This window comes from Acinetobacter lwoffii (genome assembly GCF_049367455.1).
Classification (GTDB): Bacteria; Pseudomonadota; Gammaproteobacteria; order Pseudomonadales; family Moraxellaceae; genus Acinetobacter; species Acinetobacter lwoffii_W.
The window spans coordinates 392,331-414,544 of sequence record NZ_JBMPXW010000001.1; the positions used below are offsets into that span (position 1 = coordinate 392,331).

22 protein-coding genes and 2 pseudogenes are annotated in these 22,214 nt (G+C 42.2%); 6 read left to right on the plus strand and 18 right to left on the minus strand.

The window, feature by feature from the left end:
* Positions 1-15: 15 nt before the first annotated feature.
* The 16 genes from ACO1B7_RS01960 to uvrB all read right to left on the minus strand — a co-directional run bounded on the left by ACO1B7_RS01960 (position 16) and on the right by uvrB (position 14,235).
* The gene (locus ACO1B7_RS01960) at positions 16-1,809 is read right to left on the minus strand and encodes an AAA family ATPase (RefSeq protein WP_423089732.1); all 1,794 of its coding nucleotides are present in this window, start codon (positions 1,807-1,809) and stop codon (positions 16-18) included.
* Positions 1,806-2,201: a hypothetical protein gene (locus tag ACO1B7_RS01965; RefSeq protein ID WP_423089733.1), complete on the minus strand. Its 396-nt coding sequence runs from the start codon at positions 2,199-2,201 to the stop codon at positions 1,806-1,808. The genes ACO1B7_RS01960 and ACO1B7_RS01965 overlap by 4 nt, the downstream gene beginning before the upstream one ends.
* Positions 2,194-2,505 carry a hypothetical protein gene (locus tag ACO1B7_RS01970; RefSeq protein WP_423089734.1) on the minus strand — a complete coding sequence of 104 codons (312 nt, stop codon included), beginning with the start codon at positions 2,503-2,505 and terminating at the stop codon, positions 2,194-2,196. The genes ACO1B7_RS01965 and ACO1B7_RS01970 overlap by 8 nt, the downstream gene beginning before the upstream one ends.
* Positions 2,502-2,633, minus strand: coding sequence for a hypothetical protein (locus ACO1B7_RS01975; RefSeq protein WP_423089735.1), 132 nt, complete (start codon positions 2,631-2,633; stop codon positions 2,502-2,504). The genes ACO1B7_RS01970 and ACO1B7_RS01975 overlap by 4 nt, the downstream gene beginning before the upstream one ends.
* Positions 2,630-2,833, minus strand: a complete 204-nt coding sequence (locus tag ACO1B7_RS01980; RefSeq protein WP_423089736.1) for a hypothetical protein — start codon at positions 2,831-2,833, stop codon at positions 2,630-2,632. The genes ACO1B7_RS01975 and ACO1B7_RS01980 overlap by 4 nt, the downstream gene beginning before the upstream one ends.
* The gene (locus tag ACO1B7_RS01985; protein WP_312157219.1) at positions 2,830-3,048 is read right to left on the minus strand and encodes a helix-turn-helix domain-containing protein; all 219 of its coding nucleotides are present in this window, start codon (positions 3,046-3,048) and stop codon (positions 2,830-2,832) included. The genes ACO1B7_RS01980 and ACO1B7_RS01985 overlap by 4 nt, the downstream gene beginning before the upstream one ends.
* Entirely contained in the window at positions 3,045-3,320 is a 276-nt protein-coding gene (locus ACO1B7_RS01990) for a helix-turn-helix transcriptional regulator (RefSeq protein ID WP_423089737.1), read from the minus strand. Before ACO1B7_RS01990 ends, ACO1B7_RS01985 begins: the two co-directional genes overlap by 4 nt.
* Before the next feature lie 100 nt (positions 3,321-3,420).
* Positions 3,421-4,020, minus strand: a complete 600-nt coding sequence (locus ACO1B7_RS01995; protein ID WP_423089738.1) for a hypothetical protein — start codon at positions 4,018-4,020, stop codon at positions 3,421-3,423.
* Positions 4,020-5,141: a tyrosine-type recombinase/integrase gene (locus ACO1B7_RS02000; RefSeq protein ID WP_423089739.1), complete on the minus strand. Its 1,122-nt coding sequence runs from the start codon at positions 5,139-5,141 to the stop codon at positions 4,020-4,022. Before ACO1B7_RS02000 ends, ACO1B7_RS01995 begins: the two co-directional genes overlap by 1 nt.
* Before the next feature lie 191 nt (positions 5,142-5,332).
* Positions 5,333-6,466 carry a glutamate 5-kinase gene (proB, locus tag ACO1B7_RS02005; RefSeq protein ID WP_004279682.1) on the minus strand — a complete coding sequence of 378 codons (1,134 nt, stop codon included), beginning with the start codon at positions 6,464-6,466 and terminating at the stop codon, positions 5,333-5,335.
* A gap of 27 nt (positions 6,467-6,493) precedes the next feature.
* Positions 6,494-7,711: an Obg family GTPase CgtA gene (gene cgtA / locus ACO1B7_RS02010; protein ID WP_004646519.1), complete on the minus strand. Its 1,218-nt coding sequence runs from the start codon at positions 7,709-7,711 to the stop codon at positions 6,494-6,496.
* A 405-nt stretch (positions 7,712-8,116) separates the two neighbouring features.
* Complete coding sequence (locus ACO1B7_RS02015) at positions 8,117-8,491, minus strand: winged helix-turn-helix transcriptional regulator (RefSeq protein WP_071851909.1); 375 nt, start codon at positions 8,489-8,491, stop codon at positions 8,117-8,119.
* A gap of 184 nt (positions 8,492-8,675) precedes the next feature.
* Positions 8,676-10,133, minus strand: a complete 1,458-nt coding sequence (locus tag ACO1B7_RS02020; RefSeq protein ID WP_423089740.1) for a glyceraldehyde-3-phosphate dehydrogenase — start codon at positions 10,131-10,133, stop codon at positions 8,676-8,678.
* Between the two features lie 251 nt (positions 10,134-10,384).
* Complete coding sequence (gene rarD / locus ACO1B7_RS02025) at positions 10,385-11,317, minus strand: EamA family transporter RarD (protein ID WP_180000026.1); 933 nt, start codon at positions 11,315-11,317, stop codon at positions 10,385-10,387.
* 163 nt (positions 11,318-11,480) lie between these two features.
* On the minus strand, positions 11,481-12,068 hold the full coding sequence (locus tag ACO1B7_RS02030; protein ID WP_005246827.1) for a lipocalin family protein: 588 nt from the start codon (positions 12,066-12,068) through the stop codon (positions 11,481-11,483).
* A 145-nt stretch (positions 12,069-12,213) separates the two neighbouring features.
* The gene (uvrB, locus tag ACO1B7_RS02035; RefSeq protein WP_423089741.1) at positions 12,214-14,235 is read right to left on the minus strand and encodes an excinuclease ABC subunit UvrB; all 2,022 of its coding nucleotides are present in this window, start codon (positions 14,233-14,235) and stop codon (positions 12,214-12,216) included.
* Positions 14,236-14,468: 233 nt separating this feature from the next.
* Here uvrB and ACO1B7_RS02040 point away from each other — a divergent pair, with 233 nt between their 5' ends.
* Positions 14,469-15,257, plus strand: a complete 789-nt coding sequence (locus ACO1B7_RS02040; protein ID WP_423089742.1) for an A1S_2505 family phage non-structural protein — start codon at positions 14,469-14,471, stop codon at positions 15,255-15,257.
* A gap of 324 nt (positions 15,258-15,581) precedes the next feature.
* Here ACO1B7_RS02040 and ACO1B7_RS02045 read toward each other — a convergent pair whose 3' ends face one another.
* Positions 15,582-15,761, minus strand: coding sequence for a hypothetical protein (locus ACO1B7_RS02045; protein WP_004646507.1), 180 nt, complete (start codon positions 15,759-15,761; stop codon positions 15,582-15,584).
* Between the two features lie 446 nt (positions 15,762-16,207).
* Here ACO1B7_RS02045 and ACO1B7_RS02050 point away from each other — a divergent pair, with 446 nt between their 5' ends.
* The 5 genes and pseudogenes from ACO1B7_RS02050 to ACO1B7_RS02070 all read left to right on the plus strand — a co-directional run bounded on the left by ACO1B7_RS02050 (position 16,208) and on the right by ACO1B7_RS02070 (position 20,510).
* Positions 16,208-17,260, plus strand: coding sequence for an OmpW/AlkL family protein (locus ACO1B7_RS02050; RefSeq protein WP_423089743.1), 1,053 nt, complete (start codon positions 16,208-16,210; stop codon positions 17,258-17,260).
* A 154-nt stretch (positions 17,261-17,414) separates the two neighbouring features.
* Positions 17,415-18,629: pseudogene (locus tag ACO1B7_RS02055) on the plus strand (MFS transporter).
* Positions 18,622-18,756 carry a hypothetical protein gene (locus tag ACO1B7_RS02060; RefSeq protein WP_423089744.1) on the plus strand — a complete coding sequence of 45 codons (135 nt, stop codon included), beginning with the start codon at positions 18,622-18,624 and terminating at the stop codon, positions 18,754-18,756. The pseudogene ACO1B7_RS02055 and the gene ACO1B7_RS02060 overlap by 8 nt, the downstream one beginning before the upstream one ends.
* 178 nt (positions 18,757-18,934) lie before the next feature.
* Positions 18,935-19,901, plus strand: a pseudogene (locus ACO1B7_RS02065) (TauD/TfdA dioxygenase family protein).
* Positions 19,902-20,180: 279 nt separating this feature from the next.
* Positions 20,181-20,510: a four-helix bundle copper-binding protein gene (locus tag ACO1B7_RS02070; protein WP_195724927.1), complete on the plus strand. Its 330-nt coding sequence runs from the start codon at positions 20,181-20,183 to the stop codon at positions 20,508-20,510.
* Positions 20,511-20,606: 96 nt separating this feature from the next.
* On the opposite strand, the gene sthA is transcribed toward ACO1B7_RS02070, so the two are convergent.
* Positions 20,607-22,022: a Si-specific NAD(P)(+) transhydrogenase gene (gene sthA / locus ACO1B7_RS02075; RefSeq protein ID WP_004646501.1), complete on the minus strand. Its 1,416-nt coding sequence runs from the start codon at positions 22,020-22,022 to the stop codon at positions 20,607-20,609.
* Positions 22,023-22,214: the final 192 nt, after the last annotated feature.

The following is a 22,214-nucleotide window of genomic DNA, read 5'->3' on the forward strand; positions in this document are numbered from 1 at the left end:
CAAGATGCTCATTGTCTAGTAGCGTTGTTTGTGCTCAGGCAATATCTGCGGAACTTCCTTTAGGATTGGTGGCAATTTCCAATGCCACGCTGAACCTTTCTTGAATGATTTTACATTTAAATTGCTTCTTGCTCGCCTAATCGTTGCCTTAGTAAAACCAGCATTAATAGCCTCGCCCTCTGCTTCTAAAGTTGGCATATCCTCAACCGGACTGAGTAAATCAATTAAAAAATCTTTTGCCATGTCTAGCTCCGAACTTTTATCATTTTTTGAGCCTTCAGCCTCGCCCAACAATTCTTTGGCTGTTCCTTCAACTGTTCCCAGCCATACGGTCTTAGTAGTTTCAATATTATCTAAAACTGTTTCTGATTCGATTTGATATTTGACCCCACCTTCCAAAATTGAGTTATTGCTCTTAGCTCGAACTAAAATACAATCGCCTTCATCTTCACGTTTTGCAGCACTCCAAGCCATTCGCGCCAGTGCTGTAAATGCTTGCGAACCAATGATTCTATCCGCTGGCGTACTTCCTGCTGAACCTTTTGAGAAGTGAGTAATACCCAATACTGCAAATTTGTATTCATTAGCTAGGTCAACTAATGGCTGTAGTGATTTTCTGACATCATTGGCCTTATTCATATCGCCACCAACGGCAGAAACAATTGGGTCAATCATTAATAATTTAATATCAGGATTGGATTTTATATATTGCTCAATCTTTGGAAAGTCTTGTGAAGGGTCGAAAGGCTCATTTTCACCTTTGTCATTAATGCGACCTGCAATAATATCAATTTTACTTACATCAGCACCGTTCGCCATCAGCCTCGGCAGCAAGGTATCTGCTGGATCGTCTTCGGTAGAATAAATTAATACCTTCCCAACATTCTCGCACTTTGAGCCATCGGGAAAGTTTCCGCCTGTGGTTATTGTCGCAATCAATGCAAGTGATAGATTTGTTTTTCCACAACCACCAGCACCCGCCAAAATAGTCATTTTTCCAAGTGGCAACCAGCCATACCATAGCCAATTAATAGGCTGCGCCTGAATATTGCTCATGTTCACAATTTGAAGTGAGCTTTGCTTAGGTGGCTCAATTACTTTCCGATCCGCTTGCATCTCCTCAACTTGAGATTGTACAAATGAAGATTCGATTGATTTTATGATTTGCCGTTTTTTATCAAAGAAAAACTTTTTAATCAGATTAGGACTTAAATTTTTTAAATCCTCATCTGCCTGGATAAATAAATCAGCATTATTGGCTGGAGGTTTTTCACCAACCAACATTTTAAATATTGTTTCAGGCATACCGTTGTTTATAATCTGATACGCTGCATTAATATCATTATGAAGTACAACCGATTCGCCAGCCTTAGCAAGTTTCACAAATAAATCTATATTGTCTGTACCTAGAACATACGGCATATATTTATTATTTGTGTTGCTTGCGATTACTCCAGCTTTGCCAATAGAAAATGATATTTTTTTAGAATCAATTTCTTTGTGTGGTGTCTGATCCGTGTCGTATTTTTTGGCAATGCCTTTGATTGCATAGCCTACAATTTCGCTCAATTGCTCAGGATTCACATAAGGCAGTGCTGTGCATTCTTCGCAGTTATAATCAGGCAATTCAGAATAAATATAACTCTCAGACTTAACTTTGAGATTGCGCTCATCAATACAGCCTGTCGTAAAATCTTCAATCGAATGATATTCAGTTATATTGCCTGTTACTGGATCGGTGCTGACTGCTAAGGGAGCGGAACCACCAAACAAGTCGATAGTTTTATCACAAGGGATTTTAGCATTCATGCTGCACCCCCTTTCATCGTGTAATCTACCGCAACTTCTAATAATTCATTTAATGAGCTACAAGCTAAGGTCAAGCCGTTTATAGCTGCTGCTGTATAGCCTTTGGCTAAGTCTAAACGTGACAATTCTTCAAGCGTGTATAAAATGCCAGTAGCAAGGCTAACAATCATTGATATATCTAGTATTGTTTTTGCGCTTGCGCTTTCAATATCTTCTAAGGCAGCACTTGCCAGCGTTTCGCATACTTCAAACATTGCCTTTGCTTTGTCATCGGATATATCGTGCTGGTCATAGCTCACATATAAGCGAAGCAATGTACCTTCCAGTGATTCAAGAATAACTTGAGAATTTTCTAAAAAGTTTTGAGCTGTTTTATTGATTTGATTAGGCATGAGAATGCGCTCCTATGTTCTTGATAGAAGCCTTGCCGATTACTGTCAAATAATGGTGGCAAAGCTGAAAAGGGTTGACAGACTGGTGACATAGGAAACCAGCACACATAAATGTGTCCCTCTCCAGCTTCGCCATAACATGCGAACGCATAGAGATTTTACGCATAAAAAAAGCCCGAAGCGGACTGTATGCGCCTATGTTGTTCTTGCAGTCTGTCAAAACTGGCTCATCATGTGGATGAACAAGAGAACTATAACCAATATGATCCGGTCTTTGCAATGTAAATTTTTCAAATAGTTTCATTTTTTCCCACCTTTAACGCCCTGGTGCTGCTGGGATAGTTTGAAGTTTTTAAAATAGTGGCTTTCTGCTGCCAATGGCTTCATGTATTCAACAAGCGATTTCAGATAGTGCTTATGATTGTTTTTCATACATCAAACTCCTCTTGTATGATTTCAATCACTTCAATCATTTGCTCTTTGATTTCTGCCATTGAGAAAACACAACCTTCCTCAATATCAATAATTAAACCGACTGCAACATCGTAGATATTGGCTAACCGCATTTCGTCATCGGTCATGGGCTGGCTGTCGGCTTGAGTTTCGGATTTAAAATCTATGATTTCGCTCATGCTGCCACCTCTTTAACAAGCTCATACCGTGCATGTCGGCCAATGCCTGAATTATTGCGCTCGTAGTGGGTCACAATGTCGTAACCTGCACACCGTAAACGCTGAATGATTGCGCTCAGTCGGTAGCAGTTAAAAAGGTCGATAGCTTCAGCCTGGGAAATAGTTTTGCCTTGCTTGAGGTGTGCCAGGACTTGCTTTAATTGAGTGCTGTTCATGCTGACTGCTCCTCAATCCACTTCTGAACGTCCGAAGCTCTCCAGACAGTGACATTGCCACCCATGCGGATCGGCTGTGGAAATTTACCTTCACTTACCCAGGTCCATAGGGTTTTTTCTGAGATTGGTAAAATACCTTGTCGTGCTGGCTTGGCGTTAAGTTTTCGGGTTTTTCCGGCATTTGCGCCAGTTTTATAAACGTGGACTTTTTCTGGAGTGGCTGGAGCTGAAGCGATTTGTTTAGCTCGGTAAAATTGTTCGCGTGTTTGCATACCGCACCTTTCCTTCACATTGAGTAAGTTGGTAGATGCAGTGTCGTTTTTCTAAGATTTGTGTATCAGGGTAGAAAATCACCCTCTTTAAGTTGAATAACTACCTGTTTTTATTTTTACTTATAATTTTTCTAATCTTATCAATATCTTTTGGGACTGTTTGTATTTGATTTAACCGTAAAAAATCACTAATAAAACTATATTTATCTTCGGCCTTAACCTTGCCAGTCTTACACCTTTCAAAAAGAATATTTATTGTGCAGACAAGATTAGCCTCAATATGATTTGTATTTCTTCCCTTTAAATTAGAATATTTTTTGATTTCTTCTTTTGAGTAAATAATTGAGCATTGATATTTAATTAATGAGGATTTTAATTCTTCATCAAGTAAGCTACTTAGCCCCATCTTGTACCAGGCTTCAAGCATATAAGCATTTTGATTTAATGATGTTAGATTAATTTCATCAACTAAATTTTTAATTAATCTCTCCATTTTCTCAAGGTGAATCACATCCTCCTGCGCTGAATTTCTTGTTTCTCTGACCTGAATATCTAGTTTCGCTCTACCCAGAATCAAGCCAGCATCATCTAAAAAAGATTGCCTATCAATATTCAGGCCATCAAATAAATATAAGCTCTGCTCAGATATAGAGGTATTCAAAAAACCGCCATCACATTGTTTTTCTCTTTTTCTAGCCATCACCCCACCCCATTAATTTTATTCGCCAGCTCTGTAGCAGTTGGGTTGTAATACTTCATCAGCGTTTTTAAATCTTTATGTCCTGTGACTTTTGCCAGGTCTTGAACTGGTAGCTTTTGGGATAGCCTTGTGGTGGCCTCATGCCTGGTATCGTGAAAATTTAAATCTTCTATTTTTAGTTTTTCAGTAACGACCTGCCAGAAATACTGTGAAAGTGTATTCGCGCTTGTGAGAGTGCAAACTGTTTCTTCATGGATTCCCTTCATCAACTCCAGCAATTCTTTTGCTTTCATGGAGAGTGGAACCTTCCGCGAAGTACCGTTTTTTGTATCAGGCAAAAGCACATAATCATCCGTGATATTCATCCATTTCATACCAACGATTTCGCTGGCTCTCATCGCTGTTTCAATAGCAAATAAGAATGCCCAAGCGGTCTGCTGTTTTTTATTCACTGGCTGGAATGTTGGGTGATAACTGAATGCTTTTAGAATCTGATCTATTTCATTCTGAGAGATGCGCCTGTCCCTATGATCTGATTCGCTTGGTTTTGAAATATCAGTCAATGGTGAACCTGTGATGATGCGAAGCTCCTGTCGTGCATACTTAAACACACCACCCAGCAAGCCTAAATCTCTCTTAACTGTTGCAGCCTTAACCATCTTCAGGCGTTCATTTCTAAACTCAATCATATCGAGCTGATCCACCTGGCTAACTGGCTTCTGCATAAGTTTAGGAAACAACCGGATAAATAAGTTGAGAGAAGCAACTTCCTGTATATATCCTTTATGAGTGGGAGCTACAACGTCCCTATAAGATTCAATCAACTCTATAAAGCTCATACCTTCAAGCTGCTTTTGCTTTTCTTCTTTCTTTTTCTGACCTGGACTTATACCACTGGCCAGCATGATTTTTATTTCATCACGCTTTAATCGTGCTGCTTTAATAGAGATAAGCGGATACTCGCCTATTGTGATAGTCCCTTTTTTCCCATCAAGCGTATAAAGCACCTTCCAGACTTTCTTCCCAGTTGGAGAGGTGAATATATATAGCATGTCACCATCACTGACCTTGAGCAGCTTTTCTTTTGGCTTTATAGCTTCGATCTGTTGTTTAGTAAGCATTACACACCTGTGGAGGTTAGAACCACATAAAAAAAGAGGTTAGACTGATTTAACCTCCAGTTTAACCTCCATGTATACGGTGTTTCAATGAAATTACTTGTTATTGCTTAACAGTATAAAATGATATAAAAATATTGATTTTCAATCACTTTCATAGTGTTTTTCACACTGCAAGTAAGTGCATGTTTTTGCTAGTAAATAGCCATATGATTGCGATGAATCATTTCCAGCGAACGCGCTTCACCTAACACCTGATGCACTTTATCTGATGCCAGACCACGAACGATATCTGCTGAACGCGAACTGAAGTTGACACGACCGACCGCAATCCGGTGACCTTGTGTATCGACACATTCCACCACATCACCGCGTTCGAAATGACCCTCAACCGCTTTCACCCCTACAGGCAATAAGCTGCGATGATTGTCTTTAATGGCTTTCACTGCGCCATCATCAATCACTAAACGACCTGCGGTTTGCAAGTGAGCAGCCAACCATTGCTGATGCGCTGTCATCCGGTCTTTATCAGTCACAAATAAAGTACCTAACAATTCGCCAGACATTAGACGTGATAGAACACCATCACTATCACCACTTGCAATTAAGGTCGGACAGCCCGACTTTGCAGCCAGACGTGCAGCACGAACTTTGGTCAGCATGCCACCACGACCAAATTTACCGCCTCCACCGGCCATATCAAACAGACTTTCATCCATCGCACGTACGGTATGGAACAGTTTGGCATCTGGATTAGACCGTGGGTCTGAGTCAAACATCCCTTCCTGATCCGTTAAGATAATCAGGAGGTCTGCATGCACCTGACCTGCGACCATGGCCGCAAGCGTGTCGTTGTCACCAAAACGAATTTCGTCAGTCGAAACCGTATCATTTTCATTGATCACCGGAATCACGCGCCAGTCAATCAGGTTCTGCAAAGCATCACATGAGTTGAGGTAGCGACGACGATCTGCCAGATCATCATGGGTTAACAACACCTGCGCAGTTCGTATCTGATGCTTCTCAAGTACGCTTGACCAGGTATGAATCAGGCCCATCTGACCGATGGCAGCACAAGCCTGAAGACTGGGTAGATCGGTGGGTCGATTCTCAAGTTTCATTCGCACCATACCTTCAGCCACAGCACCGGAAGACACTAGAATAATCTCGTGTCCTGCATTATGTAGATCTGCGATTTGTCCCGCCCAATGCGAGATAGCATCTAAATCTAAACCTTGTCCGTTTGCTGTGAGTAAAGATGATCCGATTTTAACAACGATTCGTTTACAACCCTTGAGCTGACGCTGCCCATCTACCACTTCTATCATCTTGTCCTCAGACTCTTCTCTCAGAGATTAGCGTACGTAGTACACTTCCACATCACTATCATCATCGCCATCTTCATCATCTTCGTCATCACCCAGAATACCGGCAAGACGTTGCTGACGACGCATCTCACGATACGCTTCTTTTGCAGCGATGGTTTGTTCACGTGTTTCAGCTTCAAGCTGATCACGGAATGCTTTCATTTCTGCTGCATATTCTTGATCTTCAGCTTCGCGTTCACGCTGCTCTTCGATCTGATCCATCAGGTAGTAAACTACGTCTTTGGTGCCTTCAGCCGTTAAGCCAGAAGTCTCAAAAACTGGGCCTTCCCACTGCAATTCTTCAAGAATATGGGTGCACCATTCTTCACGTGTTTCTTCAGCCAACTGATCGACTTTGTTCAGCACCAATACGATCGGCAGTTTTGAAAGCGTTGGGGAGAAATTTTCTAACTCTTTCATAATTGCTTTAGCATTATGTGCCGGATCTGAGCCATCAATCGGCTGTACGTCAACGATGTGTAACAAGATACGGGTACGCGCCAAGTGCTTCAGGAAGCGAATCCCAAGACCTGCACCTTCAGATGCGCCTTCGATCAGGCCCGGAATATCCGCCATCACGAATGAACGGTGACTATCGGCATCGACCACACCCAGGTTTGGCACCATGGTGGTAAATGGATAATCTGCAACTTTTGGTTTTGCTGCCGAGACTGCACGAATGAAGGTTGATTTACCCGCATTTGGCATACCCAGCAAGCCGACATCTGCCAGAACTTTAAGCTCTAGACGGATTTCACGGAATTCACCTTTTTGACCATGCGTACATTTACGTGGTGAACGGTTGGTCGATGATTTAAAGTGGGTATTACCTAAACCACCATCACCGCCTGCTGCAACTTTCACGCGTTGACCGTCTTCGATCAAGTCGCCAATAATGTCACCAGACTCTACATCTACAATTGTTGTTCCTACCGGAACTTTTAATACGGTATCTTCACCGCCACGACCAGCACAGTTCGCCCCACGGCCATTTTTTGCTCGTTCTGCACGATATTTACGTGTATAACGATAATCAACTAGCGTACTGGTGTCGTCGTCAGCCTGAATATAAATGCTGCCGCCACGACCACCATCACCACCATCTGGACCACCAAATGGCACGAATTTTTCACGGCGAAAACTGGCTACGCCATTGCCACCGTCGCCAGCCTCTACGGTAATGACTGCTTCATCAACAAAGCGCATATTGCCAATCCTCTAAAAACTTTAAAACCCCATATTCTGCCATATTTTAAAGAATTTCTCGAATAGAATTATGCAGCAATCCCATAAATCTTAGTTAGTCGTTTTCTTAACGAGCCTATTTGATCTATCTAAGGCATAGATTTGGAAAAAGAATACTTAAAAGATGGAAAAGAAGTGGTAGGAAATGAAGCGTTTTTTCCCTAGCACTATCCCCTATTCTGGAAATTCTTTTTATGAATTTCTTGATGATTTTAAATAATTTATAGAAGAGTAAATTTTCAAAAATCGTATTTACAAGAAAATATTCTGATGCAGACACCTTTTAAAATCAGTATTTTATATAAACCAAGATAAGTCCAAATTTTGTATTTTCATAAACACTGCATTCCTGACATTTAATGAAAACTATTTAATAACACTTTGTTTATGCTCTAAAATATCTGGCAGACTTTTTTCAATCCAACCAATTAAATACATGATTTTTTCAGCCGCTTGTGAACCAGTAATGGTCAATTGATATTCCACTTTTGGCGGCACCACCGGATAAACTGTTCTGAGAATAAAACCATCTTGCTCTAGCATTTTTAAAGTCTGGGAGAGCATTTTTTCACTTACCCCTTCAATGCGTTGTTTCAGTTCACTAAAACGATGCACCCCTTCACTTAAGCAACGCAAAACCAAGACCGACCATTTATTGGCAAGGTGTTCCAATATCTCACGTGATGGACATTCAGTTGATAAAACCTGCCCCAGTAACGGGCTGATTGCATAATTTGTCATACTATTCTCACCATATTTTTATTACTTACTCATTTTAATATACTTACTCTTTGTAAGTTATCAAATTCATATTTCGCCAGCAAGTAAATTTGTTGATTCTTATTAGATTAAGAAAGTTCACTTTAAATAAAAAAATCATAAAAAAAGAGCCTCAATTGAGGCTCTTTTTTTAGCTAAATACTAATTATGCATTAGTTTCAGCAGGAACTTTTGGATAGCTTACGCCGCCCATTTGTTCAGCAATACGCAATACCTGGCAGCTATAACCCACTTCGTTATCGTACCAAACATAAGCAGTTAAACGGTTGCCTGAAGTGATCGTTGCTTGCGCGTCAAATACACCTGCAGTGCGTGAACCAATAAAGTCAGAAGATACTACTTCAGTCGAGTTGGTATAACCGATTTGACCTTGCAGGCTAGAACCGATTGAAATCTGACGAATGTATTCGTTCACTTCATCACGATCAACGTCTTGACCTAAAGTCAGGTTAAGAATTGCAAGCGATACGTTTGGTGTAGGTACACGTACAGAGTTACCTGTCAATTTACCTTGAAGAGCTGGAAGCGCTTTCGCTACTGCTTTCGCTGCACCAGTTTCAGTAATGACCATATTCAATGTTGCAGCACGGCCACGACGGTCAGCTTTATGGTAGTTGTCGATCAAGTTCTGGTCGTTTGTGAACGAGTGAACTGTTTCAACATGACCATTCAACACTGTGTATTTATCATGCAATACTTTCAGTGTAGGTGTAATTGCGTTAGTCGTACAGCTTGCAGCAGAGATGATGGTATCTTCATCAAGGATGTCCGCCTGGTTTACACCGTAAACCACGTTCTTCATGTCACCTTTACCAGGTGCAGTTAGAATCACACGAGCAGCGCCCGGACATTTAAGGTGTTGAGCAAGACCTTCAGCATCACGCCATTTACCTGTATTGTCGATCACAAGTGCATTGTTGATACCGTATGCAGTGTAATCTACTTCAGAAGGATTCGATGCATAAATCACTTTGATGAAGTTACCGTTGGCAATGATTGCTTCGTTTTCTTCATCTACAGAAATTGTGCCTGCAAATGGACCATGAATAGAGTCACGACGAAGTAAAGAAGCACGTTTTTCCAAATCACCATCCGATGATTTACGAACCACGATTGCTTTCAGGCTAAGACCACGACCCAGACCTGATTGACCAATCATCAAACGTGCCAGGATACGACCGATACGACCGAAACCATAAAGAACCACATCTTTATGTTCTACAGCAGCAGCATTGCCTTCGATCGATTTAACAGCGTCTGCAACAAATGCATCGATGTCGCCGCCTTTTTCTTTAAATTCAACAGCAAGTTTACCTAGATCAACTTCAGCAGAACCGATGTTCTCAACTTTCGCCAATGCTTCAAGAATTGGGAATGTATTTACAACCGAAAGTTCAACATCGAGTACGCGAGTACGGCGGTGTGCTTTCAAGATCTGAATCACAGAACGGTTAATTAAAGAGCGACCATAAACTGTAGCTACAATATTTTTTTCACGATATAACTGACCAACAAGGGCAATCATGCGTTCCGCAAGTTCTTCACGGTTTTTCCAGCGACCTTGGTGCTCTGCATGTAGGGCAACGATAGTGTCTTTGCTCACAGATACGTCCTCTAATTAATTGTAAATCTAGGCATAAATTTCAAAACCCCATAATTGTAATGGAATTGGAGGCAACTTTGAATCAAAAGCTCACCGAGACGAGTGGTTTTTAACGTATATTCACTATAAATCTGGGAAATAGTTGCAATTAGCTAAATGATTTTGCATTCAAAAATTTTAAAAGCATGCGTTTTCCCGTACGGAGCAGAAATTTGTTAAATGTTGTTTATTCATTCGATCTCTTTTTAATTTTAAGAGTCTAGTCGATCCTGATAGTTTGCCAGATTTTTCTTAAGCGCTAATTGCTGTTTACGCTGCTTAAATAGATGCAGAATCCCTTCAATCACCAGCACCAATACGGCGAGCCAAATTGGAATATAAGTCAGCCACTCGCCAGCTTCCACACGCTCCCCCAAAGCCATCGAGGCAAAGGCCAACAGCACAGGTTCCAGATAACTCAACAACCCAAAAATAACAAAGGGTAAATATCGGCTGGCGAGAATATAGCTACCGAGTCCCAGTGCGCTCAAAAAACCCAGTACCAATACTGCCCAGATCAAATGAGAATGATTTAACATGAGCTGCATCGAGTCGCTATAAATAAAACCCAGATAAAATGCAGCGGGTAAAATCAGACATAGATCCCACCAGAAGCCCCCCAGATGATCCGTAGCAAATTTACGCCGCATGAAGAAATACAAAGGATAGGCCAAAGCCACATAGACCGTTTCCCATGCAATTGAACCAATTCGCCAGATCTCATGCCCTACACCCAATACAGCCAAAGTGACAGCCACCATCTGGAATGATGATAATTTCTCTTTATAGAGCATACAGCCGACCAGCACCATCACCAGAGGCAACAAAAAATAACCGAGTGAGACTTCTAGGCCACGGCCATTAATAGGGCCCCACAAGAACAGCCATAACTGTGTGGTACATAACAAAGAGCTGATCAGCAACCAGATCAAAAACGCAGGTTGCTGTAAAACCCGCTTAAAGATACTGCTGATATGTTGCAGATCACCCGACCACCACATAAAGGCAGTTAAAAACGGAATCGTGGCCAGCATACGCCAGGCAAAGGTCTGTTCACTATCTAAAGGCTGTAAGAAAGGCGTAAATACATAGAGCACCCCGAAAACCACCGAGGCCAATACAGATAACGCAATGCCTTTATACATAGTCAAACTCTACTTTCATTCGCCGGCATTATAACGATTAGTACACTAGAAAGCTTGATGCTTCATCTATTTAAAGTGAAATCACTACCCTACTTTGAAATATATTTTTGCTCATAAAAATAAAAAACCATGCCTAAGCATGGTTTCGATTAAGAAGATATTTCTATCTTTGCGTTTGTTTGGTATGAATCACATCACTCAGGTCATAACCGACAGACTGTGCATATTGTAAATATTCATTCACCACATTTTTATCCAATTGCGGATCACGTGAGAGTATCCACATATATTTACGTTTTGGCTCACCGACCAGAACAGTTTGATAATTTTCATCCAGTTTTAAGACCCAATAATCGCCACGAGCGACCGGAATCCAGCGAATAAAGTCTGGTAAGAAACTGACTTTTAGCTTGGTATTCTGCGGTGGATTTTGCACAAATGCCTCGCCCAATGACTGGGTTTGTCCACCATCTTTTTTAATGCAGCGGTTATCCACCACGATATTGCCATTTTCATTTAAAGTATAAGTCGCTGTAACATCACGATCACACTTATTTTGAAAATACAGAGGTTTGCGTGCTACTTCGTACCATGTCCCCAAATAACGGTCCAGTTCAACTTTCTCAATGGTCGGTAATGGCTGGTCTTTCGCATAAGCCATGGTAGCGGCGCCCAAACCGAGAAGAACCGCGCTACCCACCGCAATTTTTGCCAGCTTTAATCCAGTACGTGAAGATTTTTGAGTTGTCATAAAGATACCTATTGCATGTTCACAAAATATTTATTTAAAAAAATTCTGTTCATACAATAGCTTTATCAAAGCCCTTAATTTGTTACATTATGTTTGGTTTGTGATTGATTTTACGTCATTTAAATAAGATTTAATGCAACAAAAATCAATCAAACATCTGGGCTTTTAAACGTACAATTTCATCACGCATACGCGCAGCCTGCTCAAACTGCAGCTCTTTTGACGCTTTCAACATTTCTTTTTCAAGCTTGTTAATGTGTTTCGCAAACATTTTCGGATCTGCCATGATATGCCGCTCATCTGCACTGATCGCACGTGCCTGATCCGAGGCTTTCAATTCAATGGATTCATCATCCAATACTTCACCAGTATCAATTTCCTTGATCACCTGACGCACTGCACTCCGCGGGGTAATGCCATGTTCTTCATTAAATTGAATCTGCTTGGCACGACGACGGTCCGTCTCATCAATGGCTTTCTGCATCGAATCAGTGATTCGGTCTGCATACAGAATCGCCTTACCTTTCAGGTTACGTGCAGCGCGGCCAATGGTCTGAATGAGAGAGCGCTCGGAACGCAGGAAACCTTCTTTATCCGCGTCCAGAATGGCGACCAGTGACACTTCCGGCATATCCAGCCCTTCACGCAGCAGGTTAATCCCGACCAGTACATCATGCACTCCAGTACGCAGTTCATGAATGATTTTGACCCGCTCAACCGTATCGATATCCGAGTGTAAATAAGCGACCTTAATCCCGTATTCTTTCAAATAAGAGGTTAAGTCTTCGGCCATGCGCTTGGTCAAGGTCGTAACCAGCACTCGCTCATTAATATCTTTACGCAAATTAATTTCTGAAAGCACATCATCGACCTGAGTCAGAACTGGACGAATTTCAATTTCAGGATCGATCAGACCGGTCGGACGTACCACCTGCTCGACAATCTGCTGGGATTTTTCCAGCTCGTAACGTGCGGGCGTTGCGCTGACATAAACAGTCGTCGGCACAATACGTTCCCATTCCTCAAATTTCATCGGCCGGTTATCCAGCGCGCTCGGCAAACGGAATCCGTAATTGACCAGATTTTCCTTACGCGAACGGTCACCCTTATACATGGCGCCAATCTGCGGCACCGTCACATGCGATTCATCAATAATCAGCAAGGCATCATCAGGAATATAATCGAACAAGGTCGGTGGTGCTTCACCTGCAGGACGGCCCGACAAATGCCGTGAATAGTTTTCAATGCCGTTGGTATAACCCAGTTGCTGCATCATTTCCAGATCATAGCGTGTGCGCTGCTCGATGCGCTGGGCTTCCAGCAGTTTGTCATTTTCCCGGAAGAACACCAGGCGCTCTTTAAGTTCTTCCCGAATAGTTTCGATGGCGCGGGACAAATTGTCTTTCGGCGTAACATAATGGCTTTTAGGATAAATGGTCACGCGAGGTACTTTACGAACCATTTTCCCGGTCAGCGGATCAAACCAGCGAATAGAGTCAACTTCATCATCAAACAGTTCAATCCGGATCGCATCCTGATCGGATTCAGCCGGAAAAATATCAATAATTTCGCCACGAATACGATAAGTACCGCGCAGGAATTCCAGTTCGTTGCGCGAATACTGCATTTCGACCAGACGGCGGATAATATCATCACGACCAATGCAGTCGCCTTCCACCACATGCAGCAACATGCTCATGTAGGCATTCGGATCACCCAAACCATAAATTGCAGAAACTGATGCGACAATAATTGCATCACGACGTTCTAATAATGATCGTGTCGCGGAAAGACGCATCTGGTCAATATGGTCATTAATTGCGGCATCTTTCTCGATAAAAGTATCTGAAGATGGCACATAAGCTTCCGGCTGATAATAATCATAATAACTGACAAAATACTCGACGGCGTTATTCGGAAAAAATGCTTTAAATTCGCCATAAAGCTGTGCAGCCAGCGTTTTGTTATGTGCCATGACAATGGTCGGACGCTGGGTCTGTGCAATCACATTGGCCATGGTATAAGTCTTACCCGACCCGGTAACGCCCAGTAAAAGCTGATCATGAAAGCCCTGTTCAATACCCTTGACCAGCTTTTCAATGGCCTGTGGCTGATCACCTGCGGGTTGATAACTGGTTACTAATTCAAAGGGTTGCTTATCAGTCACAGCTACATGTCTCAACTCGAATGCGGATCAGGAATTTTAGCAGATTTCAGACTTGCCGGAGCAGATTCCATAGCCAAAATACCGAAATCCAACAGATGATGACAGTCGAGAAATATGTTGAGAATTCTCATATTTAGTCAGTCTTTCAACATTCAGGCCATCCCTGCTTTTTACTTGACCCCAACCCCGATCAAAGGCAACATGAAGATCAGGATGGCCTCGAATAGACAATTATGACTTACCACTATCACGATGAAAGTATTGTTAAATCCCTTCCGGAAAATACTGTGTTTGTTTTTGGCAGCAATCTGGCGGGACAGCATGGTGCAGGTGCAGCAAGAACAGCGCTTGAGCATTTTGGTGCAGTCATGGGCGTCGGTCGTGGCTGGTCGGGTCAAAGCTATGCCATTCCAACCATGAACGAGCATTTGCAGCAAATGCCGCTGTCACAAATCCAGCACTATATCGATGACTTCAAGATTTACACCAAAAACCATTCTAAAAATAAATATTTTATTACGTCTTTAGGATGCGGGATCGCAGGTTATAAAGTCGAAGAAATTGCACCGATGTTTAAAGGCATTTCACGCAATGTCATTTTCCCGCAATCTTTTCGCCCTTTTGTGGAAAAGCCTCTACCCAAATTAAGCGCAAATTTCCTACATACGATTTTTCGCGATTCAGTCATTTTAAATCCTGCGACTGATGAGCTGATTGAAGAATTGCCATTGACCGAAAATGAAAAAAGTCTGGCGAGGATTATTTTAAATACCCAGATCTATCCGACCGACAGCAATGGGCGGGAACGGATCTTCGAAATTGAAGATATCCTGCATAATCTAAATACCAAACTGGTCGATTTTCAGAGTCATTCGGAAGGTGCCATGCTGTTTGGGGGTGTAATTTTAGCGCTACTTGAGCTGTATAATATTAATGAAAAAGACTTTATTGATGTCTGGCAAGAACAGCGAGAAATTGCCCCACCAAAACCGGAAAATAAAGCACGTAAAAGCATTCGCTAATAACTTATCTCTCTAAAAGCCAATTTCTGAATTGGCTTTTTTTTATGGGCATAAGATGTGCAAGGTCAATAGATCAACTAATTATTTTATTCTGCTTAGCGATGAGCTTTTTGAGATGTTGCATGTATTCGATCAAGATCATGCACATGAGAAATGAGAAATGAGAAATGAGAAATGAGAAATGAGAAATGAGAAATGAGAAAAATCTGACCAGGGTTTTATCTGCTCGAGAAATAAGGAAATAGATGAAATATTAATTGCTGAATATCTAAAAATTTACACAAAAAAAGCCATGACTCATCATAGCTTTTTGAGTTCGACCAATTAACGTTTACCCATTGAACGACGCGTACCGCGTGGCGGCATCCAGGTACGGTCAGCATAACGCTGCGGTCTTGGTCTTAAATCTTCCAGAACTTCTTCCGCAGCATTTTGCTCCGCTTGTTTGATCGGGAAAGGTAAATTAACCAGAGGCTTTTTTTTGGGAGGCGTTTGGGTGCTCATATGATTCACTCAATAATATATGCGCCTATTGTACAAAAAAACTCAGGCAACTGGGTAGCAGGATCTTGGATAAATTCTGTTAGTACTATTTGGAGCTCAAGCACGGAAAGCAAAAATCAATTCATTCCTAAACGACTTGCTGCAAAAATCGGCCTCATTCAGGAACAAAAACCTATATTGAGGACTTAAAAAATCGAAATTCTACTGAGATAAAAACCAGATTTTTCTCTACTTAAACTAACTGTCTACATTTTAAAAGACTTATTTTACAGATGTTTCTTTGTTAACAGCTCAAACCTTGCATACAAAAAACACACAAAAGCTACCAATCTTAACCGATGGTTAACCTTTGATCTATTGTTCTATAACTGAATTTTTTAATGAAGTTCACATAATTAGTGAACTAGAAAAACGAATAAATACACTGGACATGGAGTTCCAAATCAATGAAAACAATGCTGGCATGTATGGCAGGCCTTGCCACTTTACCTATGGTCGCCCACGCAGATTCGCCTTATTTTAGTCTACAGGATGGAGATGGCTTTAAACGCTTTTCTGTGTCTGTGGGTGCACTACATGTGATGCCACAAGGTAAGGCCCAAGTTTTTGCAGTCAATACTGCGGTCAAAAATGGTGAAGTAAGTGATGTCGGGGCAGTCAAGTCAAGTACTGTACGCGACAATATTCGTGAAGGTTATAAAATCCCGCCTTTACTCGATTTAGCTTTAAACCTACCCGAAATCTCGGCTCCCCTCAGTGGGCAAGCCACCATTCAAGGTTTAGAACAATGGAATAATCCAGGGACTGGTCTGGAAGCCGATGATGTCACGACTTTAGGCATCATGACCAATTACTATTTTACTGATCATATTTCCTTTGAAGTGAAAGCTGGTATTCCACCCAAAGTGGATTTACAAGGCAGTGGTAAAATCTATGCCCCATTTTCGGCCATCGCAACCCCCCTGGGGGGTGCCTTAGGCAACCTTGAATTGGCCAATGATCTTCTGATTACAGACTTGGAAGCCTATGGCCCTGCTGCCTCGGCCCGTGCCTGGACACCTGCCGTTGAATTCCAGTATCACTTTGGTAAAACCGGAGTGAATAAATTTCGTCCTTATGTCGGCTTAGGTGTGATGTATGCCTATTTTAATGAACTGGAAATCAACTCGCGTACCGAGCAGGACCTGATTGCTGCTGGACATATGATTGCCAATATTAAACAAGGCAATGCTGGTGCTTCCCTTGAAGGTAAGCTAAGTGAAGCCGATCCTAAAGTAAAACTTGAAGCCTCAGATGTCTTTGCCCCTGTCGCTACGGTTGGCTTCAGTTATGACTTTAATGATACCTGGTTTGCGGTCGGCTCAGTCTCCTACGCACATCTGAAAAATGATACAACCATTACCGTCACTGATAGTACGTTGGGTGAACTGATTCGTTCCAAGGCAGATATTGAGATTAATCCGATTCTGGCCTATGCCGGTATTGGCATGCGTTTCTAAGTTCAATATCAGGTTTCAGAAAAACGGCTTCGGCCGTTTTTTTAGGCTTAAAATATTGATAAAAAAAATTTATCTTTCGATCAATTTTTATTTTATCGCCTCCTTTACCTGAATCGAATACTATAAGCGCTGACTTTATCTGCCTGCCTGCCCTATGTCCGATATTCCATTTTCCAAAGCGCTTATTTTTATGCTGATTGGCTCCGCTATCATTCTGGCATTGTCATTGGGCGTACGTCATGCATTTGGTCTTTATCTGGTGCCGATGAGTGATGAATTTGGTTGGGGACATAATGTTTTTAGCTTGGCGATTGCCATGTAAAACCTGATCTGGGGAGCAGTACAACCCATTACTGGAGCCTTCGCAGATAAATATGGCAGCAAGATTGTCGTTGCCTTAGGTGGGGCACTCTATGCCGTGGGCTTGCTACTCATGGCGGTCAGTTCTACTGGACTGCTGTTAAATCTGAGTGTGGGCCTGATTTTAGGTCTCGCCCTGTCTGCAACATCTTTTCCGGTTTTACTGTCTGCTGTAGGACGTGCTGCACCACCAGAAAAACGCAGTCTGGCGATGGGTATTGCCAGTGCGGCCGGATCTTTTGGCCAGTTTATCATGCTGCCTTCGACCCTGTTGCTGTTACAGAATGTCGGTTGGTCAGGAGCATTGGTGGTCAGTGCCATTTTGATTGCCCTGATTGTACCACTGGCCTGGATGCTGAAAGCACCGATGTATGTTAATCCCAACGCGGCCGCTACCCCCACTAAAGTCTCACTCAGTTTTAAACAGATTCTGGTGGTGGTGAAAAATCATAAACCCTTTTGGTTTCTGGCCATGGGCTTTTTTGTTTGTGGTTTTCAGGTCGTTTTTATTGGCATCCACCTTCCGGGCTATCTGATTGATCATGGTTTTAATGCCACAACCGGTACGATTTTCTTAGCCTTAGTGGGTCTGTTTAATGTGCTAGGTACCTATACCGCCGGCTGGCTCGGTGGCAAATATTCCAAACCGCATCTGCTAATGGGATTATATGCCTTGCGTGGAATTGCGATTATTGCCTTTCTCATACTGCCTCTCAGCACATGGACAGTCTATAGCTTTGGTGTCATTATGGGATTACTCTGGTTATCGACCGTTCCGCTGACCAATGGCATTGTAGCGAATATGTTCGGGGTGAAATATCTGACCATGCTCAGTGGCATCGTGTTCTTTACCCATCAGGTTGGCTCGTTTTTCGGTGGCTGGCTCGGTGGAGTCAACCATGATTTAAGCGGCAATTATAATGCGGTGTGGATGCTATCCATTGTCCTCAGCATTTTTGGCGTACTGGTGCATTTCTGGGTCAATGAGGAGCAAATCGTCCATGACTAATTCTCTGCTGAAACTCAAACTCTCGATTGCTGTGGCAATCCTACTTTTACTCACTTTGTCGATTGGACTGTGGTTTCAAACACCTCAGCTGTTTAAATATTTTAATCAGGCTTTTTGCGCACACTAAACTGCTGAAATATCCTCAGCAGAAAATGCGCAATCCATCGCAGAATAAGTTAAATGTTTTAAAATCAAATGAATAGTAAAAATATAAGATTATTCATAAACTTATCACTTCTTTTGATTTTATTTCAGTCTGGAATTTTCTTAGATTCTCATCAACAAGAAAATTCTGAGACTTGATAATGACCAGCTTAACCCAACTTTCACAAGCCATTCATGATGCCCCACGCTGGCATCAGCCAGATCAATTGCAACATCCGGATGAAATCAAGATTGTACCGCAAATCGGTCAGGCCTTAGGCGCAGTGGTCTATGGTCTGGATGCCCGTAAAGCCCAGTCATCCGAAACTATTCTGAAATTAAAACAGGCGCTGGCCGAGCATCTGATTTTGATCTTTAAGCAGCAAAGTCTGGATGATTTACAGTATCTGGCGTTTTCAACTTATTTCGGTTCCATTTTCCGCCCAAGTGCAGATACGCCGGTACTGGCTGCGCAGTCTGATAGCGGTGTTCCACCCGATGTCGTTCCGGTGTCCAATGCCGTCGGTCAGGGAGACTATACTGGGCATGGTGAACTGACTCCACATGCCGATCATCAATGGACACCATTACCTTCTTTTGGTTCTCTTCTGTATGCAATTGAACTACCTCAGGACGGCGGGCAGACCAGCTGGATCAATACCATTAAAGCCTATGATGCACTTGATAAAGAAACCAAGGCAGAGATTGATCAGCTGCAACTGATTACTTACAACCCTTTCGTGCGCCGTCAAAAAACTAAAGATCAGGCTGATGATCAAGACTATGGCAACAGCCCGCTGTACCGTTTTAAAGATCAGCCCATATTAAGTCATGCCTATCCGCATCCACTGGTGCGAACTCATCCTGAATCCGGCCGTAAAGCACTTTGGCTAAACACGCATACCGAGGTCGAGCTGGTTAATTATGATGATCAGGCTGGCAGTGAACTGATCGCCAAAATTACGTGAGCGTATTTCAAAACCTGAATTCGCTTATGAACATCATTGGGAAGTGGGCGATATTGTGTTCTGGGACAATCAGGTGACTCTGCACTCCCGTCGTCCTTTTCCGGCTGATCAGCGCCGTTTATTGAAACGTATCAGTCTGGCGGGTAGCCGTCCATTTTAATAAGAAAAACGAGAATAATGAGAAAGGTAGCTCAAACCTTCAATAATTACGATTTATCATGTCGCTCTTCCACCATTGAGACTTTGAACGGCTCAATGGTTTTTTTATTTTCTCAAATAATAAAAATATCTAACTCTGAATATAAATGTAGAGAGTAAATTCCGTAACAAAACAAAGCGTCTGTTTACTTTTCCTCACCTAATCTGCCTAGTGTATTTTCCTTTTTCTGCTTAGCGTATTAGAAAATCAGCAATAAACCTATGGAAAGAGGAAACGACAATGAATCAGCTTCAATTTTCAGATTGTGTTCAAACCTGTATGAACTGTTCCCTGGCATGCGCTAACTGTGCCAGTGCCTGTCTTAAAGAAGAAGATTTAGACATGATGCGGGAATGTATCCAGCGCTGTCTGGATTGTGCAGATATCTGTCAGCTGTGTGCCCGTATGGAACAAAAGCAGTCTCCATTCATGCATGAGATATGTGAACTTTGCGCCAAAGCATGTGACTACTGTGCAGAAGAATGTGGCAAGCACCAACATGAACATTGTCAGCAATGTGCCGAAGCATGCCGCCGCTGTGCTGAAGAATGCCGAAAAATGGCTGCTTAAAAATTCAATTTGATCAACTTGACTGACTTAATCAATTCCAATAAAAAAACCGCAAGTGAAGACTTGCGGTTTTTCTGTCTAAGTCAAATATCTCACTTAGAATAAACGGTTCATACCATTCAGTGTCGCTACACGATACGCTTCCGCCATGGTCGGATAGTTAAACGTGGTTTCTACAAAGTACTTGATCGTATTATTCGGGCTGTTCATGACCGCCTGACCAATATGGATAATTTCAGAGGCATTATTACCGAAGCAATGTACACCCAAAACTTCTAGCGTTTCGCGATGGAACAGAATCTTTAATTCGCCCATGGTATCACCGGTAATCTGTGCACGTGCCAAATGACGGAATGATGCCTGACCGACTTCATACGGAATCTTTTCTTCAGTCAGCTGCTGTTCAGTCTTACCAATCGAAGAAATCTCAGGAATGGTATAAATCCCGGTTGGAATATCAGTCACCGGTGCAACGTCTTTCTCGCCGCTCATGTTGGCACCCGCGCAACGACCTTGGTCATAGGCAGCAGAGGCTAGCGAAGGCCAGCCGATCACATCACCGGCAGCATAGATATTTTCAACTTCAGTCTGATATTGATCATTCACAGTCAATTGACCACGGCTGTTCGGTTTCAGGCCAACATTTTCAAGACCTAGACCATCAGTATTGCCTGAACGGCCATTACACCACAAAATTGCATCAGCTTTGATTTTCTTGCCGCTTTGCGTGTGCATCACCACATGGTCATCAAATGTTTCTAAAAAGTCGATCTGTTCATTATGACGAATCAATACACCCTGTTCACGCAAGTGATAAGACAGTGCATCAGAGATTTCATCATCCAGATAGCTTAAAAGTTTGTGCTGGGTGTTGATCAGGTCAACTTTATGTCCCAGACCAATAAAGATCGAGGCATATTCACAACCGATTACACCTGCGCCATAAATAATGATTTTCTGGATGGAATAGTCCAGATCCAGAATTTTGTCTGAATCAAATACACGCGGATGATTAAAATCAAGAATGTCTGGACGATATGGACGCGAGCCGCTGGCAATGACCAGTTGCTTAAACATCAGCGTTTCTTTAATGCCATCTGGGTTAAATACAAAAATGGTATTTTGATCCTGAATGTAAGCACGACCATGATAAATATCAATTTTATTGCGGTCGTAGAAACGTGAATGTGTATCTACTTGTTGTTGAATAACTTTATGTGCATGACGCAACACTTGCTTCATGGTGAACTGCTTCCAGTCCCCAACTTTTTGAAACAGTGGATCACGTTGATAACGGATAATACTGGATACTGTTTGACGCAATGCTTTACTTGGAATCGTACCGACATGGGTACAGTTACCACCCAGCTGTTCACGCATCTCAACGATTGCAACACGCTTACCAGATTTGGCAAGTTTCATTGCCGCGCCTTCGCCCGCAGGGCCCGAACCTAGAACTACCGCATCATATTTAACGAAAGTCCCACTAACGACCTCTTTTTTACGTGGCATTCAACGCTCCTCAAAATTAAAAAATTCACTTTAATCTACACTCTTATTATGACGTAAATCCTGTTGATTTGGTGTATTTAACTCACATATATTGCTTGATAAGAACATTTTTTAAATGAATACCCCTTTTTGCCCTATTTAGAACGAAGTCCGTTATAATAACTGCGCTATCTTTGAGTATCTCCCCCTTCA